Raw genomic sequence first — 16,498 nt, 5'->3', positions numbered from 1 at the left:
ACGGCTCTTGAAATTCTTGTATCTAAATACCATATCCTTCTTTGATCAACTCTAATACTACAGCTGGAGTTAAATTATTTTCTTATCTTATATAATTTTTATTTATTAAATCTATTTGATATTTAGTATAAACTTGATTTGCTGCCATCCAATGGTCTTCCATCTTACGAAGGATATTTGCACAATCACTTTCTGAATGATGAATATTCAAAACTAAATCATTTTCTTTTAACGATTTAAACAAATGGAATTTCCCTTTACTTTGTTGCCATCCATTGTTGTAAGAATAACTATCCCAAAATGAACTTAAACATTGTGCATATTTTTGTAGATATCTCGGAAGATACAGCTCTTCAGTATTGAATTGATTCTCTTCAAACAACCTCTCTACCTTTTCTATATATTCTAATGTAAGATTTCTATTCAATGACATTCTTCGAAGCTCTTGGATACCTATATATGCATCTTTTAAAAGGTTTTCTATTTTTTCTTCCGATTCTTTATTTGGAATAAGAAGTTGATTTATTATTTCTACAGTTTTCATTGTTTTGTAAATTCTATAAGTACTAAATTATCATTATCAGTTATTACAGTTGCTTTGGTAAATCCTTGTTTGTATGCTTGTTTACCTGTCCATGTTTCAAAAGCAGCCTCTTCTATCGTTTTAGTTGTTAATTTTGTATTCTTAAATGCTTTAAAGTTATCAGATGCCCCATCAATATAATTGGAATTATTTCCTTGCCAATTCCCTCTAATACCATTATAATTTGGGTTCTTTATATCATAATATTTAATTGCATCTTCAAAAACTAAAGACCCCCGCTGCCGCACGAATCCTTTCGTGTGGTACATTCCTAATTAAACACCAAACATTCTAAAAACTACTACATCATCAACTAATCCTTTTTGTCCTGAATAATCGATTGCACTACTATATACATAATCTTCTGCTTTATAAACTAAACCTTCTTCTACAGGATTATTATGTACATAATCAATTTTTTGTTGAATAACTTTATTGCTCCACAGTTCAATAGGTTTATTGTCATGTCTCCAAAATTGATAATGCCTTACATTTGAACTCTTTTCTGCTTCTTTTTTAAAAAAATCTAACAAGAACTCTCTTCTACTTTCCCTAGAATTTCCTTGAATACTTTAAACAATAGATTGACTAGTAAATCGCTTTAAATCTCCTATCAGTAACTCGGGATTTTGTCCTTTGATACTTCTAAAAACTAAATGCACATGATTACTCATTATGCACCAAGCATGAATTTCTAGTCCTTTGTTTTTTTGACAAAAAACTAAACTTTCTAAAAACAAATCTTTATAATCATTCCTAGTAAACATATCTAACCAACCTACCACTGCAAACTTATAAAACACAATCCTTCAGGATTATGGAATTTGTAATTTCTACTCATAAATATTCATTTAAGTTATCAAATGAGGTTCTTTAATCACAAACCACACGAAAGGATTCGTGCGGGAGCGGGGAATTTTTAGTAAAACAGTATATCATAATTCCATAAATGAATATTTATTAATTACCTCCTGATATTTTATACTAGGGAAAAAACCTTCTTGAATTAATTTTTCTTTCATCGTAACAATTTTCTCAAATACATCTGGGGCATAAAAATTAACTATATCTTCAATAAGCTCTCTCTCGTTTATGTAAAGGCTGTATTCTCCTCTATATTTTAAATATCCAAAAAACTGTTTTTTTTCTTCAGTGGATAATTCTATATCATAAAAAATAAGATCAAAGGGGTTAACACCTATAATTCCATTTAGCAAAAGAACATCGCAATACCAGCCCGAATTGATTTCTTTGAATGAGTGTTCATCAAAATTTTCTCGAGGAAACATTTTCGTTATTAAATTAATCCAGTCATCTTTAATAAAATCTTTCCATAAATGTGTACAATATAAAACTAGCGATTTATTAAACCCTATGTCATATCTTTTAAAACAATACACCAGAAGATCTATTTTTTCTTGTTTTGAAATTGTATAAAGTTCAATGCAAAAATTGATCTTACGATTTCTCAATAATGGTTGAGATTCGTAGAGATTATTAGCTACTAAAATAATCTTTTCCATTAATCAATAAATTTTGTGATAGTTTTCTTAGTTCCTAAATCATCTAAATAAATTATTTCTAAAGATGCTCCTTTAGTATCTATTCCCAACTCTTTAAATATTTCAGGAAATTTCGAAGATTCATCAATAGAAGGAAAATAATGACCAGATGCATTAGATATTTTTTTGAGCTTTCCGTTAGTAACCTTTATTGTACCCGCAGCTTCAACATCTCCTGCATTTCCTAAAAACTGATGTCTTTTACCAATTTTTAATTCTCCTTTTGTTGTTACCACAAAATCAACATCAATAAAGGTATTTCCTTTATTAGTTATAGTCTTAATTAAACCATTTTCTATTTCTGCAATCCCCCAAAGTTCTCCATCGCTTGGTAATGGCTCATTAGGATATTTAGTTGGGATTTTCTGAATTGATTTCCAATCCCTTACCTTTTGTAAACCTTTCCATTTTGTATATCCTCCTACTTTTTCAATAGCGTCCAGATTTTTAGAAACCAAGCTTAGCTCAGTAATGTCTGTGCGAAGTGTTGGACCTTCTTTTTCTAATATTTGCCAAGCCCTAAAGCCAGAACTCTCATTAACGAACTCTTTAAATTCTTTATTGGTTTTTGACAAGTCATCAGCCAATAAATTTAGCGGGCATTGTGCAAAAGAAAGGAACGAATAAAATACAAGAAATAGAGTTGTTATTTTTTTCATGATGCTACAGTTTAATTTCTTGTTCTTCATCTTCATAATTTTTTAGATTTTTAAATGCCAGTAGGAATTTTTTATCTGATAAATGAATATCATTCAGTACAAGACTTCCAAACTCAAAAGAAGCATTTGTTATAGCTCCTATTTTTAAATTGATTTTATAGACACTTCTTTCATGAAGAATAATCAAATTATCATCAAAGAAATAATTTCTCACAAAATCATTGTTTTGTGGCTCAATAGGCGATTTATATTCCTTAAATTCTTTAGAGTCTGTATTGTATATTACAGGATTATATTTTGGGATGTAAATATATTTTCCGTTTTCCGATTCCATTTTAAAATGGTCCAGATTTACAAAAAGTCCTTCGAATTCAGATTGTAATAATGAATTATTAATTTTTTTGTTATCAATAAGAAAATCGAATTTCCAAAACATTCTGCCATAATTAAGTTCCTCTAATTCTGTAGCAAGAATTTCGGTATTACTTTTTAGAGCTTTATAAGAGTGTTGACTATCTAATTTCATAAACACGGTTTCTTAATATTATTTTTTCTAAAAATCTCAAATGATGTTACCATCTCATCTAATTTTCCAGCTTTTTGAGCTTCTTTGAAGTCTGAAAGAACTTTGGATGAAGAATTTATATAATCAACCAAATCATCAGAAACATCAATTGGTAACTTATTAAACGCTACTTGCAATTCGGTTATTACTCCTTTCCCTTCTATAACGCAGTTTCTCCATTTACCATTAACAAAAACTTTGGCTTCTAAATTTTTAAAATAAGTGGCATCCATTACATGTAGTTTTTTTGAAAACTCTATTTGTTCTCCTGCCAGATTCATTTGCTTTTTAAACCAAGGTGCTACATCGCCTATTTTTAGCTCTACATCTACAGCTTTATCAGACATTTGAAAAACGAAATAGTACATTCCTTCGCTGATTTTATCACTCAACATTCTGGAGTCATAAGTATACACTAAATCGTCAACTCCTTCAGAATTTTTCAAGATAGGACTGCCAAATCCTCCCCCTAAACTGGATTCTTTTTGAAATCTATCAATCCTAAATTTGTAATTTTTTGCCGAAATAATTTCGTTTATTTTAGCAAATCCACTAAATGGAGGCCAGTTAATGCCTCCCCAGTCATTTAGCTTATTATTCTTGAATAAATCGTATAGTTCGTCCCATTTATTTTCTCCCCATAATTTGTAAGCTTCTTGAGCTATTTCTGATTTAGCTCCTTTAGCAAAATCACTAACAGTACTTGTGAAATCCTCAAATTTCACATTTTTATAAACCATGTCACCTAGCTTGTCAACAAATCCAAGAACTTTCCATACCTCTTCTTGTTCTGTTATTAATTTTCTCTCGGCAGATGACAACTTGTCTATATTCGTCGTAAGGCTTCTCCATTCTGTGTAGTGTGCAATTAATAAGCTCCTAATACCTTTATTTTCTCTAAGTAGAGCTTTAGTTGTTGCAGGTAAACTAGATACAAATTTATATCCACCTACAGCTACATTTTTCAATCCAATGACACCCATACCAATATTATAGGCATTAATAGCTTTACCTAAATTGCTTTTTGGATCTATTGTTTCAGTGTTTACTGCAATATTCCCCACAGCACCTGCTACTTCTGCCATAGCCCAGGCACGACGTATCCAAGTTACTTTAGCAGCTAGAGCTGTACCTCCACTAAGATAAATAGTAGCTATATCCAATGCAGTAATAATACCTTTTTCTATATAATCATTTCTAATCTTATCTTTTTGGTACTTTAGGAAAATTGCAGGAACAATATAACTATTATCTCCTAAATTATTATCTCCTAAAGCCGTCGCAACTAAAGGTAGTTTTCCTTGTTTTGGAACAATTATTATTGGAGTTAAAGGGGATACTTCTTCTATAACTTCAATATGTTCGATTTTTTTAACTCCACTACCTTTAAAATCAAATGTATTATAGATATAAGTAGTATAAATGTCATTCACCGTTATATTTCCAGTACTTTTATTATATTCACCATCATTACACTTAGAGGTAAATACTGGACTAAAAATTGATGATGTATCGCTACTATAATCTATTCCTTCAAGATTAATTACTATTTTTGCAAAATTATCTGTTTCTTTCGGCCATCTACTTTCTATAGATTTTGGAGCCTGATTAAACATCGTTACTAATGCACCTATAAAATTGGTGTAGTTTTTCTTATCCGTCAGGAAATAGACTGAAACATCATCAATTTCATCTATAAGTTTTTTTAATACTTTATTAGTGTCTTTCTCTAAAAAGGTATAGTAGTTGGCATAATTGTCTGTTTTAATGGCACTCATTAAACGTAAAATCGCCAGTTCAGAACGCTCTTTTATATCGGTCTGTGTTGCAATTATTTTAATAAGGCTTTCTATTTCAGTATATGTCAAATTTCTAATAGCTGACATACAGGCATTGTTTACAGATGTTGCAACTTTCTCTCCATCTGTTAATTTCATCGCTTCTTTTAATTCAGCAACTCCATCTTGTATTTCAGAAGATGAGCAAGCTTTTTGATCTCTTTCCAATAGCTCTTGCGCAAAATTATTAGAGCAAGAAGCATCTTTGATGTCAAGAGGAGAGAGCTTCCAGTCATAATCTGCAAAGCTTTTTAATTTTTCCTGTACTCTGGCATTAATATCTTTAACCTTTTCATCTTCTGTATTCCATTCAATTAATACATAATCATACGTACATCCATCACCTCTAGATCTGAATAAATTAACTTTATTATTAATCGTTTTCGATACTTTTTTAGGTATAATTTTTTCTGAACCATTAATGAAGGCTTTAGCAGTGCTGCTCCATTCATAATTTTTGTCATTATATTTAATGGTATTAATAGTGTAATTTTTAGTAACCACAAACACAATTGCAATTCTTTCACTGTTCAAGTAAAACTCGTCAATTACAATTCCACTTGGTGTCAATGCTAAATGCGCATATTTATTCTGTTCCCCACTAGCCTGACTCTGAAACGCATACAATTTAAATGCAGGATCATTAATCTGTTTCCAATCCTGATGATTTAAAACAGTTCCTTCGCTATAATCCATCAATAAATTCGTGCTTGATTCTGAAGTTTTATACGTTTCAAAAGGATGTTCTAATTTAAAAATTCCGTGACCTAATTCGTGTGCAGGAGTTTTAAGCCCAAAAGTTTCATTGTTAGAAGGAAATACATACCCAAACTGCCCGTTTAAACGCATATAACCATCCTGTCCTGTGCTTGAAGGTTTATTAGTTATAAAAAGTACATAACTATTATCTGTACCATGATATAATGCATTTATGTTTTGTTGCTCTGCACTGTAAGTAGAAGTTAGAGTATTTTTCTCTGTCTTAATTGTATCTCCCGATGCACTGTCTATATTGAGTACTTCTTCTTTCTTAAAATTAATTTTGACCCCTACTTTATCATAAATTGCCTGAGTGTTGGCAATGATCTTATCGAGTTTATTTCTTGAGGTATCATCTGTAGGTACTAAGGCAACATTTACCTCTTTTCGAGAAATATGCACCAACATAAAAGCACCAATAACTTTCCATTTCTTACCTTGTTTTATAGTGGCTAATATTTGCTCTTCGGCATAACTAAAACTTCCTTTTACATTTAATACAAAGACTTTATCATTTCTTGTAAAGTTGATTTTGGCTCCGTTTTGGGTTTTAAAAACGATACTATCCGCTTTGACACTGGCATCCGTGATATTTACTGTAGCCAATACAGTATCTGTATCACCATTTATAACTGCTTTGTAAGGCAGCGCAACATCACCTACTTTTTTATATAACTTCTGTAAAGCAGCAGTTGCTTTTTCTGGCATTACATCAAAAGCATATTTACTACCGTTACCACTAAAAGCAATCGAAATTCCCTTAGCAGTAAATGCTGTGGCCTGACCACTTTTATCGACACCATCTGTATTTTCAGGAGTTGGTTTTCCTCCTTCGGCAACTACAACACCTTGATTACTTCCGTTTCCTGCACTGTCAACTGTATAAACTTTTGGAGGGACAATAACTTTTCCGTCAGCATCTATAACACCACTATCTGTAATTACAGTATCTTTTCCTCCGGGAATGGTTACTTGTTGTCCATCAATACCATTGACAACAATATCACCATTGGCATTAATAACAATATCTTTTATGATAAACGGAACCGTTTCTTCAATCTGTCCGCCTTGACCTTCGCCGGTAAAATCTTCTACATCACCAACATTTTTCCACTCGGGATTGTAGCTAGTCTCTACAATACCACTAATCAATTGATAATCTGTGTTGATTACAATGTTATTAAATTCAACAGCGATTTTGGTATCTGCTAAATAAGGCACAATAATATATCCTTTACCAGAATAGGGACTGTTTTCTCCTTGAAGTTCTAAAATTGTTACTGGAAAATCTCCAGCTTTAAAGGTTTCGCTTTGTATTAAATTGGTAAGTGGTTTTTGATTCTCAATATTAATTTGAGGAATGATACCACAATTATATGCAGCGACGCCACTAGTTTCTGTAGGTATTGTAAAGTTGCTGATTCCGGAATAGGTAAACGACTGAACTCCATCTGCTGCAGGATCGCAACTTGAACCTACCCTAAATTGATACGTAACACCTGGCTCTAAGTTGGTGATTAAACTTTGTGTGTTTAAACTATTGGTCGAAAACCATTGTGCATTAGGAACATCTTGTTTTTTGTATTGCACCTGATAACGCGTATGTTCTGGCACTCCTTCCCAAGTGATTTTGACACTTTTTGAACTCTGGGATTCGCTTAATAAAAAGGTGGGTGCAGTACAAGAACTGGTATATTTGAAGGAGTATATTTCGCTATAACCATCATTTTTAAAGACCGCGTTTTCTGAAAGTCCTGTTGTAGAAATCGCTCTCACTCTCCACGCATATCGCATTCCCGGAGTAAGAATAGGCATGCTTAAATTATACAACAAAGCGGTCGAAAAAAGTGTTTCCTCATATAAAATAGGAGACATTTGAAAACCAATTTGTGGGTCTAATGTAGGATCGATAAGCTGTTTTAGCTCGAACTTATACGATATATTGGTGGCATTGATCTGACGTGGTGTCCAGGTAAATAAAATATTAGGAAACTCTGTCGAGGCAATTTGTTCGTTTTTTTGTGGTGTGTTTAATAAGGGTGGATCATTTAATATTAAATATAAACTGGCACAGCTTTTTTGTGAGATTTTCTGGTTGGTCGCAAAATCATACATTTCAAAACAAAAACTGTACATTCCATCTGGCAAGCCATTGGCATATTGTGCTGCAGAGATTCCTTGCAGATTTTCAAGCCTAAAAAGGGCGGAAATATCTGTATTGGTAAGCGTTTGTAATTCTCCACCATTTATAAAAATTGGTCGCTGTCCTTGGATATAATCGCTACTTTGTACGTTTAGTCCGTTGCCTTGTATGTAGAGTTTTAAACGTACTTGTCTTTGCGAGATTGCAATATCGGTAGGATTGATTAGCAATTGCATTTTGGTATCCATGCTGGTGGCATAATCGGATATTTTGACACTATACGGACTATTAAAAACAGTAGTAATCTGAACTGGATATAACTGAGCGTAAGCTCCCCAACCCCCAAAAGGGAAGCAAAAAAGAGTAAATAATAGTATCGTTCTGAAAAAGTTCTTCATTTTTTAATAGATGATAATTTTTTTAACCAATGTTTGCTGCCCTGTTTCTAATACTAAAACATACATTCCGGATCCTAATGTGGTCTCAAAATCTATTTCATAGTGCTTCTTTCCTGATTCATTTTTCTGAATCATCGTGTTTTGACCTGTCGTTGAGAATAGTCTTAAGTTTACCGCATTATTATTTTCTAAAGTTATAAGTGCTTTAAAATTACCATTACTCGGATTTGGAGTTACGATAAAGTCTACAATAAATTGCGATGCTGTATCTGTGTTAGGTAGTGTACCTCGTTGTTCTACCGTAATGTTTTTACTGTATGTTGCATAACATTCTCCTTGTGTTTGCTGTAAACCAATTGAATAAACTCCTGTAGCCTCAAACTTTAATGTTATGTATTTTTCTTTTTGCTCTACTACTTTTACTCCTTTTGGGATGATCCAGTTTGTGCCCTCACCAAAAGGATTACTCGTATTGATCAGAATTACTTCTTCGTCTAAATAAGCTTGCGAGCTCAATAGAAACTCAGAACTAATGGCGGCCTGACTTGTTTTTATTACGATTTCATCTTCACCAACACAACCCAAACCTGAAGTTACTTTTACATGATAAGTTCCAGCTTTTGATAACCTTACCTTTGCTTCATCTGAGGTAAATCCGTTTGTAGATGTCCAGCTGTATTGTGCTTTTGGATCAGCTAGTGTAGCATCTAAATCAAGATTCTGATCGCTACATAATGTTCTGTCTGGACCAATATTAACCATAACAGGTTGTGGATCTTTTAAAACAAACTTCTTTTTATACACACAACAATCCGGACAACTAATAGCAACTTCATAAATTCCTGCTGGAAGATTATTTAAATCTTTGGTTGTAGCTCCTGTGTTCCATAAATAGCTGTAAGGCAAATTACCTCCTGTAACACTAAGTTGTATAGAGGCATCATTTCCTTTAAAACAAGTAGGGTTTTTGACGGTTTCGGTCGTAAATATTCCGTTTGGATCACCCACAAAAATGCTTCCCTGTACCCTACAACCTTTGGCATCTGTTGCGATAACAAAATAATTGTTGGTGGTAATGTTTTCTATTTTTGATGTTGTTTCCCCATTTGTCCACTCATAGGTGAACGGAGGAGTTCCGCCAGTTACATGTGCTTCTGCCCAACCGTCATCTCCCGTTGTACAGCCAACATCAAACTTAGTAAAGGTTAAACCAAGTTTTGCAGGCTGAGGCATCGACTTTGTCACATCAATTTCTTTTGTCAATTGATTGTTTAGATAGGTTCCTAGTTTTATACCGTTGGCATCTTCTATATTTAATGCATAATTCCCGTCTGAGATATTTTCGGCCGTTTCATCATGATCATTCCAAAGTACCCATGAGCCATCTTTTTGTTGTTTTTTCCAAGTGTAGAAATAAGGCAAGCCGTTATTCTTACCAACCCCTAACTGAATTCCTCCTTTAACATGCGCTTTTAAAATTCCGTCCTGCGACTCATCTCTTTGGTTGTCTAAAGGATTGGCATCGGTCTCATTTCCAAATTCATTACTCACATTACAAGAAATAGTACGAACTACTTCAAAAGTAACTTCTAGAGGATCTGGATCATCTAGAGTTGTAACAGAATTTGCTACGGTACAACTTGTTTTATTTGTGGCAGGATTATAATTAGCATCACGAACTGTTAAGCTATACATTTCCTCCGGAAGCCCGCTTAAGGATATAGTATAAATACCATTGCTAAAATTAGTTGCCGTTGTTGTTTGTATTATTCCTTTACTATTTTTCCATTCAAACCAATACGAGTTGTCTGAAAAGATAGTACCACCGGTAACTTCGACAACAATTTTTCCGTTAGTGGCTTTATAAAAACTTGGATTTAGAACTTCTGTGTATTTAATGGCAAGTGGCGTTGGAGGTTGCAAAATAGTAACACTTTCTTGTGTGGTACATCCTTTGGCATCCGTAACAAATACCCAGTACTCCCCTGCTTTTAAAATAGTGTTTTGATCCATTTCTACCTCATTAGACCATTTGTAGTCATACGGAGGGGTTCCGCCCACAACATTTGCTGTAGCCCAACCGTCATTTCCTTCGTTACAAAAAACGTCACCTTTGGTTATGATAACCGATAATGTTGGAGGTTCCTGCATCAATTGCGTTACGTCAATTTCCTGTGTAAGCACATTATTTACATAAGTACCTAACATGATTCCGTTTCTATCTTTTATATTTAATGCATAATTACCGTGTGATAGATTTGAAGCTGTTTCGCCTTTAATAGCTACTAAAGGTGCCCAAGTGTTATCAGTTTGTTGCTTTTTCCAATAAAAATAATACGGTAATCCATTATTTACAGAAGATGCTAGCGGAGTTCCACCCGAAACATGAGCAACTAAAATACCATCTTGCGACTCATCTCTTTGACCGTCTTGTGGCGTTGTGTCTTTATCATTACCAAATTCGTTGCTTGTATTACAGGAAATAGTACGAACGATTTCAAAAACAACTTTTAAAGGATCAGGTTCATTCAATGTGACTTTTGATTCTAATACTGAACAATTCGTGATCTGGTTTGTTACTTCGTTATAATTTTTATCCTTAATCGTTAAAAAATAATCATCAGCAGGAACACCATTTAGGGTAATGGTATAAATTCCGTTTTTTATTTCAGCTGTTGTAGATTGTAGAACTCCTGCTCCATTTTTCCACTCATAATTATAGGATTGATCATCATTTGGTGTTCCTCCTGTTATTTTTGCAATCATCCTTCCATTTGTGGCTCCTGAAAAAGTAGGTATAAAAATTTCTTCATACTCAATTTTTACTTCTTCACTTGGCTCATGAATGACGACACTGCCTTTTATAAAGCAACCTTTAAGATCATCTCTTACTTCAACAAAATATTCTCCAGCTGTTAGCTGAGCTATTTTATTCTGGTCAATAGTTCCGTTACCTATATTGTACCATGTATATGTATAAGGGCCTGTTCCTCCTGTTACTGCGGCTGTCGCCCAACCATTATTACCTCCATGGCAGGAAACATTTCCGGAAGTAAATGACAATACAAGTTCTGCCGGTTCTACTATTTCTTTTGTTGTTGGAATTGCTGTTTCTAAAGTGAAAGTATTATAAGTCCCCTGAACTATTCCGTTAGCATCGATAATGTTTAGCGAATAGTTTCCTTCTGAAAGATTAGCAGCAGTATCTGTTTTATAATCTGTCAATTTCTCCCACAAATTGGTTTCAGTATTGTATTTTGACCATGTAAAGATATAAGGCAATCCATTATTTTCAGGTGCTAGAAAAGGAACACCACCCGTAACTGTCGCTTTTAAAATCCCGTCTGATGCTTTATCTTGATTTTTAACAGGATCTAAATTTGTTGTATTACAAGAAATACCCTGAACAGTTTCTAATGTAATTAAAATTGCTTCTGGACCATCTAAAATAACTACTAAAGAAGGTGCTACCGAAGAATCTAAAACACAATTTCTTTGATCTTTAACTGATAAAGTATAAGTACCTTCAGGAACATCATGTAATGTAATTGTAAAAATGCCATTAAAGAATACGGTACTGGATTTGGTTTCATCAATTGGTAAATTTTTATCATTCCTCCATTCATATAAATAATGATTCCCATCGATTAGAGTACCTCCTTTAATTGAAGCTATTATACTACCATTTTCAGCTTTATAAAAAGTAGGATGGGTAGCAATAATATTACTAGAAAGCACAAGAGGGCCAATTGGTTGGCCTATGTTTTCAGATAATACTTTTTCAGTACCATCTGCTTTTTTTGCCACACAACCAACGGTATCACTTAAATTTTTTAATTTTCTTACCTTTAAATAATAAGTACCTAAAGGGAGTTGCGTTATAGTCGTTTTATCAACATTTGAAAAAGTGATCCAATTAGTTCCTCCATTTGTTGAATATTGATATATACCATTATCACTACCTCCTGACGCTACTACATCAATTGCACCATCAGCACCTCCATAACAATTTATATCATTCTTCTTTGTAATAGAAAAATCAACAGGGTTTGGAGATGTTATTTTAAACTCCATTTTATGTTGAGGGTCCATTACATAAGTATTTGCTCCAAGTTTACCTGGTTCTTTATACCAACCCGCTAATTGTATACGATATTTCCCTTTTCGAAAATCATGTGGAATTTCATAAGTTAAATCATCTCCTATTATAACCGTTTCACCATCTTGTGTAGAATGCTCTTCACTCATATCCTGGCCAGTTGCTTCATCAATTTCCATAATAGTATATGTCACTAATTCGCCAGGTATTAATTTGGAGCTAAATTTTACTATCACTCTTCCATCATTAGAGTCAAAACATTTTGTTTGAATAGGATCTATTGCATCTATGTGTGGTGCCGATTTAGCATAAAGTAATTCGACTCTACTACCATTAACATTTGCTCTTAAAGTAATTTTTTTTCCAACCGCCTCAACAGGTAAAAAGTTTTTACAGTCTATATTTAGCGAATTCTTATTTTGATATACTGCTGGTAAACTTCTCCATGTATCTCTATAAACCCATGTAAAGCCAACTCTTACTCGTTCTCGTTCTCCTTCGATATGATACATCCAATTAAAATATTCTTCTGAAACACCATCAATAGGATTGATAACAATTTTACTTTCTGTACCTATTATATTGTTATTAGTATCTGGATTAATTAAATTAATTACCGGATATGTAGTCATTGTTATAGTTCCAGAAAAAGCTAAAGCTCCACCATATTCTACCATGTCTACGTAACTTTTTGTTTCCTGCCTTTGAATAGATAGCTCAGCCAAACGTTCATGCTCTGTACTGCATGCCCCAACTCTATTTTGTTTTCTTTTAGTAGAACGTATTTTAAAATTAATAACTGGATTTGATTCGGTAAAAGTGAAATCACTAAAAGTTCCTGATGTATTATGCCATGTGTTACCATCATCTGGTTTTAAATAAGGTGTTTGACCTTCTTTATGAATTAATTGCAGCCATTGCAAACCTCCAAATCCACAACCATCCCTTGCATCTCCTAAAGAATAACTACACCTTAAAACATAATTCGAAGTCCCTGTTAAATTAACCTGCCCAAAACCAAATCCTGTAACCAATAAAATTATCAATAAGTAAAACTTCTTCATAGGCTTAATATATAACTGTTACCGTTTCTGCTTTTGCAGGACTATCGCTTTCTAAATTAGGAACGAAATGATATTCGAGTTCCTGATTGATTTTTAAATTTTTATCTTCTAAAGTGAAAACATTGCTGTTTAATTCCTTCCATAAAGTGGGGGGAGTTCCTTTTGCATTTTTATAAATACTTACTCCCAAGATTTTACCTTTGTTTTTTGCATAATCCCAGGTGAGTACTATTTTTTTATTTTCTCTGTCTGCCACTCCCTGCAAAAATGTAATTACCTTGATTGGTGTAAAATTCAAGACATTCACGGTTATCGTAGAATGGTCTAATGAAGACCAATTATTACTTTTATCCTTAGCCAGAATAGCGTACTGATAGGTTTTTCTATTCTCTACCCTATCATCTGTAAATTCCTGAATTGTATCATTTATTTGCTTAATCTCCAGCCACTTTTCCTGTCCTTTTTCTCTCCTTCTAAGGCTATATCCTACTATATCTTCGCTATAACTTCGTATCCATTTTAGATGTACTTTACCATCTTTATTATCATAATCTTTAAAAATAGGTGCTGCTGGCGGAATTTTATCCGGTTTATCTAAAACTAATATTTCAGATGGATCTGAAATATTAAAACGCATGTCTTCTGCAGCAATTCTATAAAACACCTTACTATTGGTCATTTTTAAACTCACGCTATCCTTATAATCGTTACCCAGATAAGATTGATGGTAAATATCTACAAATTCTTCACCTTCAGTATTGGCTTTTAAAATTCGATAGCCTCGTAAATCTTTTTCCAGATTAGGTTTCCATTTTAATCGAACTACTCCAAGACTATCAATTACACCTTCAAGTCCGATTGGTTTTGCCGGCGGTATCGAATCTACAGGCTGAACCAGCATACTCTGAGAGGTTAAACGCTGATTGTTTTTACCCACGACTGATATGGTAAAATAATTAGACGGAAATAAATTTTCTTTGTAATTGAGTTTTCTCTCCGATGGAGGAAGAATTTTAGAAACAACTTTATAAGGTCCTTTATCATTATCTGCCAAATTAATTTCATAGCCCTGAATGAAACCTTCTGATGCTGCAGGGTATTCCCATTCAAGATTAACTTCGTTTGAGTTGACAATATTATAATCGACTAGTCTAGCTGCTGTAACTATCGCTGCCACACCTGTTGCTGTAATTGGTTTGGTTATTTGTCCTTTTTCTCCAAATGAGGTAATACCATACAATCTATATTGATAAATTTTATCGTTTACACTAAGGGTATCAACGTAATACATGGATTTAGATGGATGATCATCTTTATCATTTAAATTTACTAAAGGTGTAGTTGCTATTGGAGCATAATTGATTCCATCAGAAGATTTCTCGACCATGAAAGAAGTATAAATTCTTTTGAAGGTTTCATAATCCCAGGAAAGCAGTACTTTTTTATCATCAGGAATTGCAATAAAATCAGTTGGTGCCGGTAGTACCGTATAATCCTTTAAACCAATCATGTAAGAAGACTCTTTAACTTTTGGACTTTCAAAGACACTTACCTGATAGGCATATACTTCATTTTTTTTTACATTGGTATCTAATAATCCCCAGCCTGCTTTTACTGCTCCCGTAAAACTCATATCTGCTGCGTACAAAGCAAATGTATACCGCTGATCCAGTTCATCTGCCATGCTTACAATTTTAGATAAATCTCCTTCTTTAGCAGCAGTAATCTCAAAACTTTCGCCATAAATAGATTGCGCAATAATTGCTGCATTATTATCTTTTTGCACCAGTTCCATCCAGGAATCCAACGGTTCTGCAACAAGTGGTTTCGGAGTAAGTACTATTTTTTCAGGTTTAGATAAAAGATTCCCATCTCTTAAAACTGTGGTTCTTGTAACTATAAATCCTTTTTTGTTTGCTTTTTGCCATTCACTTGGAGAATTAACAGCCCAGCGAATCAAAATTTTGTCTTTTTGAGCTCTGGCATTGACCATTACTGTAGGTTGTTTTACTTGAGAATAGGAAAGTGATATAAAAAATAAGAGTAGAAAAAGAAGTTTATTTTTGGACATTAGTAATTTTTTCCATGTTAAAAAATACAAAAATAATATTTAATAATTAACTGACAAGCAAATATTTATTTAATAATAAATAAACATCTTTTGATTATTAAGTGCTATGTATGGCCTCTATATTGGATTTCTTTTTCTCTACTTTTTCTTTGTCTTTTAGTTTTACCACCCAAAAATCATTGCCTCCTATATTCGAATTTTTGTCTTTGGAGGAAGTAGCATTTGAAGTACCCGCCATTAAATAACCACCATCACGGGTTTCGATTAACTTTCTCAGGATATCTTCGCCTCCACTGCCTACTGTTTTAATCCAAAGTTCTTCGCCTTTATCATCTATCTTTAGAGCAATATAATCGTTAATACCGTCTTTTTCCTTTGCAATCAAGCCTTGCGCTTTACCCATCACGCTTTTGGCGTTTGAAGTCATTTCGCCTCGAGCGTAACCTCCAATCAAATAGGTGTGATCGTTATTTTCTACCAGTGAAGTCAAGATATCTACTTTTCCAAAATCATAAGTTTTACTCCAAATCACGCCGCCTTCTGGGTCTAATCTTAAAATCCAGTAGTCAGTGCCGTTACTTACAATACCACCAAGAGAAGTTAGCGGTTTTTTGTAAGATTTAGCATAATTAATTCAAGTTGCTAGTTAATTGTTTTATTTAATTGTAATCCGAATACAAACAATGTAAGCTTTATTAGAAATCCTTCCAATGTAACAGCATGTATTGTTCTGGGGAATAATTTTTTAATATCGCTG

General features: G+C 33.4%; 11 protein-coding genes and 1 pseudogene. All 12 read right to left on the bottom strand.

The genetic code is table 11. The annotated features are described in order from the left end of the window. Nucleotides 1-82: 82 nt before the first annotated feature. A complete protein-coding gene (locus J3495_RS05075; RefSeq protein WP_210665489.1) occupies nucleotides 83-544 on the bottom strand; it encodes a hypothetical protein in 462 nt (153 codons plus the stop codon). After that, nucleotides 541-852 (bottom strand): hypothetical protein, encoded by a 312-nt coding sequence (locus J3495_RS05070; protein WP_210665488.1) that lies wholly within the window; start codon nucleotides 850-852, stop codon nucleotides 541-543. The genes J3495_RS05075 and J3495_RS05070 overlap by 4 nt, the downstream gene beginning before the upstream one ends. A 6-nt stretch (nucleotides 853-858) precedes the next feature. After that, on the bottom strand, nucleotides 859-1,116 hold the full coding sequence (locus J3495_RS19180; protein ID WP_236025396.1) for a hypothetical protein: 258 nt from the start codon (nucleotides 1,114-1,116) through the stop codon (nucleotides 859-861). A 39-nt stretch (nucleotides 1,117-1,155) separates the two neighbouring features. After that, entirely contained in the window at nucleotides 1,156-1,350 is a 195-nt protein-coding gene (locus J3495_RS19175; RefSeq protein ID WP_236025395.1) for a transposase, read from the bottom strand. A 168-nt stretch (nucleotides 1,351-1,518) separates the two neighbouring features. Beyond that, nucleotides 1,519-2,106, bottom strand: coding sequence for a hypothetical protein (locus J3495_RS05060; RefSeq protein ID WP_210665487.1), 588 nt, complete (start codon nucleotides 2,104-2,106; stop codon nucleotides 1,519-1,521). Continuing rightward, nucleotides 2,106-2,804, bottom strand: coding sequence for a hypothetical protein (locus J3495_RS05055; RefSeq protein ID WP_210665486.1), 699 nt, complete (start codon nucleotides 2,802-2,804; stop codon nucleotides 2,106-2,108). Before J3495_RS05055 ends, J3495_RS05060 begins: the two co-directional genes overlap by 1 nt. 4 nt (nucleotides 2,805-2,808) lie before the next feature. Then, on the bottom strand, nucleotides 2,809-3,330 hold the full coding sequence (locus J3495_RS05050) for a hypothetical protein (protein ID WP_210665485.1): 522 nt from the start codon (nucleotides 3,328-3,330) through the stop codon (nucleotides 2,809-2,811). Continuing rightward, nucleotides 3,327-8,507, bottom strand: a complete 5,181-nt coding sequence (locus J3495_RS05045) for a fibronectin type III domain-containing protein (protein ID WP_210665484.1) — start codon at nucleotides 8,505-8,507, stop codon at nucleotides 3,327-3,329. The genes J3495_RS05050 and J3495_RS05045 overlap by 4 nt, the downstream gene beginning before the upstream one ends. A 3-nt stretch (nucleotides 8,508-8,510) precedes the next feature. Further along, nucleotides 8,511-13,670: a T9SS type A sorting domain-containing protein gene (locus J3495_RS05040; protein ID WP_210665483.1), complete on the bottom strand. Its 5,160-nt coding sequence runs from the start codon at nucleotides 13,668-13,670 to the stop codon at nucleotides 8,511-8,513. 4 nt (nucleotides 13,671-13,674) lie between these two features. Further along, nucleotides 13,675-15,741 carry a fibronectin type III domain-containing protein gene (locus J3495_RS05035; RefSeq protein WP_210665482.1) on the bottom strand — a complete coding sequence of 689 codons (2,067 nt, stop codon included), beginning with the start codon at nucleotides 15,739-15,741 and terminating at the stop codon, nucleotides 13,675-13,677. 97 nt (nucleotides 15,742-15,838) lie between these two features. After that, the gene (locus J3495_RS05030) at nucleotides 15,839-16,273 is read right to left on the bottom strand and encodes a hypothetical protein (protein ID WP_236025394.1); all 435 of its coding nucleotides are present in this window, start codon (nucleotides 16,271-16,273) and stop codon (nucleotides 15,839-15,841) included. Between the two features lie 110 nt (nucleotides 16,274-16,383). Then, nucleotides 16,384-16,498 (bottom strand): annotated as a pseudogene (locus J3495_RS19425) (IS982 family transposase); the annotation flags it as partial.

Source organism: Flavobacterium geliluteum, from assembly GCF_017948595.1.
GTDB classification, from domain to species: Bacteria; Bacteroidota; Bacteroidia; order Flavobacteriales; family Flavobacteriaceae; genus Flavobacterium; species Flavobacterium flavipigmentatum.
Note: the sequence above shows the minus strand (reverse complement) of the source record. Positions and strands in the feature narration are given on the sequence as shown.

What these genes read in the sequence shown, in the direction of transcription:
- J3495_RS05075 (WP_210665489.1), bottom strand. Translation starts at nt 544, where the DNA reads ATGAAAACTGTAGAAATAATAAATCAACTTCTTATTCCAAATAAAGAA.
- J3495_RS05070 (WP_210665488.1), bottom strand. Translation starts at nt 852, where the DNA reads ATGTACCACACGAAAGGATTCGTGCGGCAGCGGGGGTCTTTAGTTTTT.
- J3495_RS19175 (WP_236025395.1), bottom strand. Translation starts at nt 1,350, where the DNA reads ATGTTTACTAGGAATGATTATAAAGATTTGTTTTTAGAAAGTTTAGTT.
- J3495_RS05060 (WP_210665487.1), bottom strand. Translation starts at nt 2,106, where the DNA reads ATGGAAAAGATTATTTTAGTAGCTAATAATCTCTACGAATCTCAACCA.
- J3495_RS05055 (WP_210665486.1), bottom strand. Translation starts at nt 2,804, where the DNA reads ATGAAAAAAATAACAACTCTATTTCTTGTATTTTATTCGTTCCTTTCT.
- J3495_RS05050 (WP_210665485.1), bottom strand. Translation starts at nt 3,330, where the DNA reads ATGAAATTAGATAGTCAACACTCTTATAAAGCTCTAAAAAGTAATACC.
- J3495_RS05045 (WP_210665484.1), bottom strand. Translation starts at nt 8,507, where the DNA reads ATGAAGAACTTTTTCAGAACGATACTATTATTTACTCTTTTTTGCTTC.
- J3495_RS05040 (WP_210665483.1), bottom strand. Translation starts at nt 13,670, where the DNA reads ATGAAGAAGTTTTACTTATTGATAATTTTATTGGTTACAGGATTTGGT.
- J3495_RS05035 (WP_210665482.1), bottom strand. Translation starts at nt 15,741, where the DNA reads ATGTCCAAAAATAAACTTCTTTTTCTACTCTTATTTTTTATATCACTT.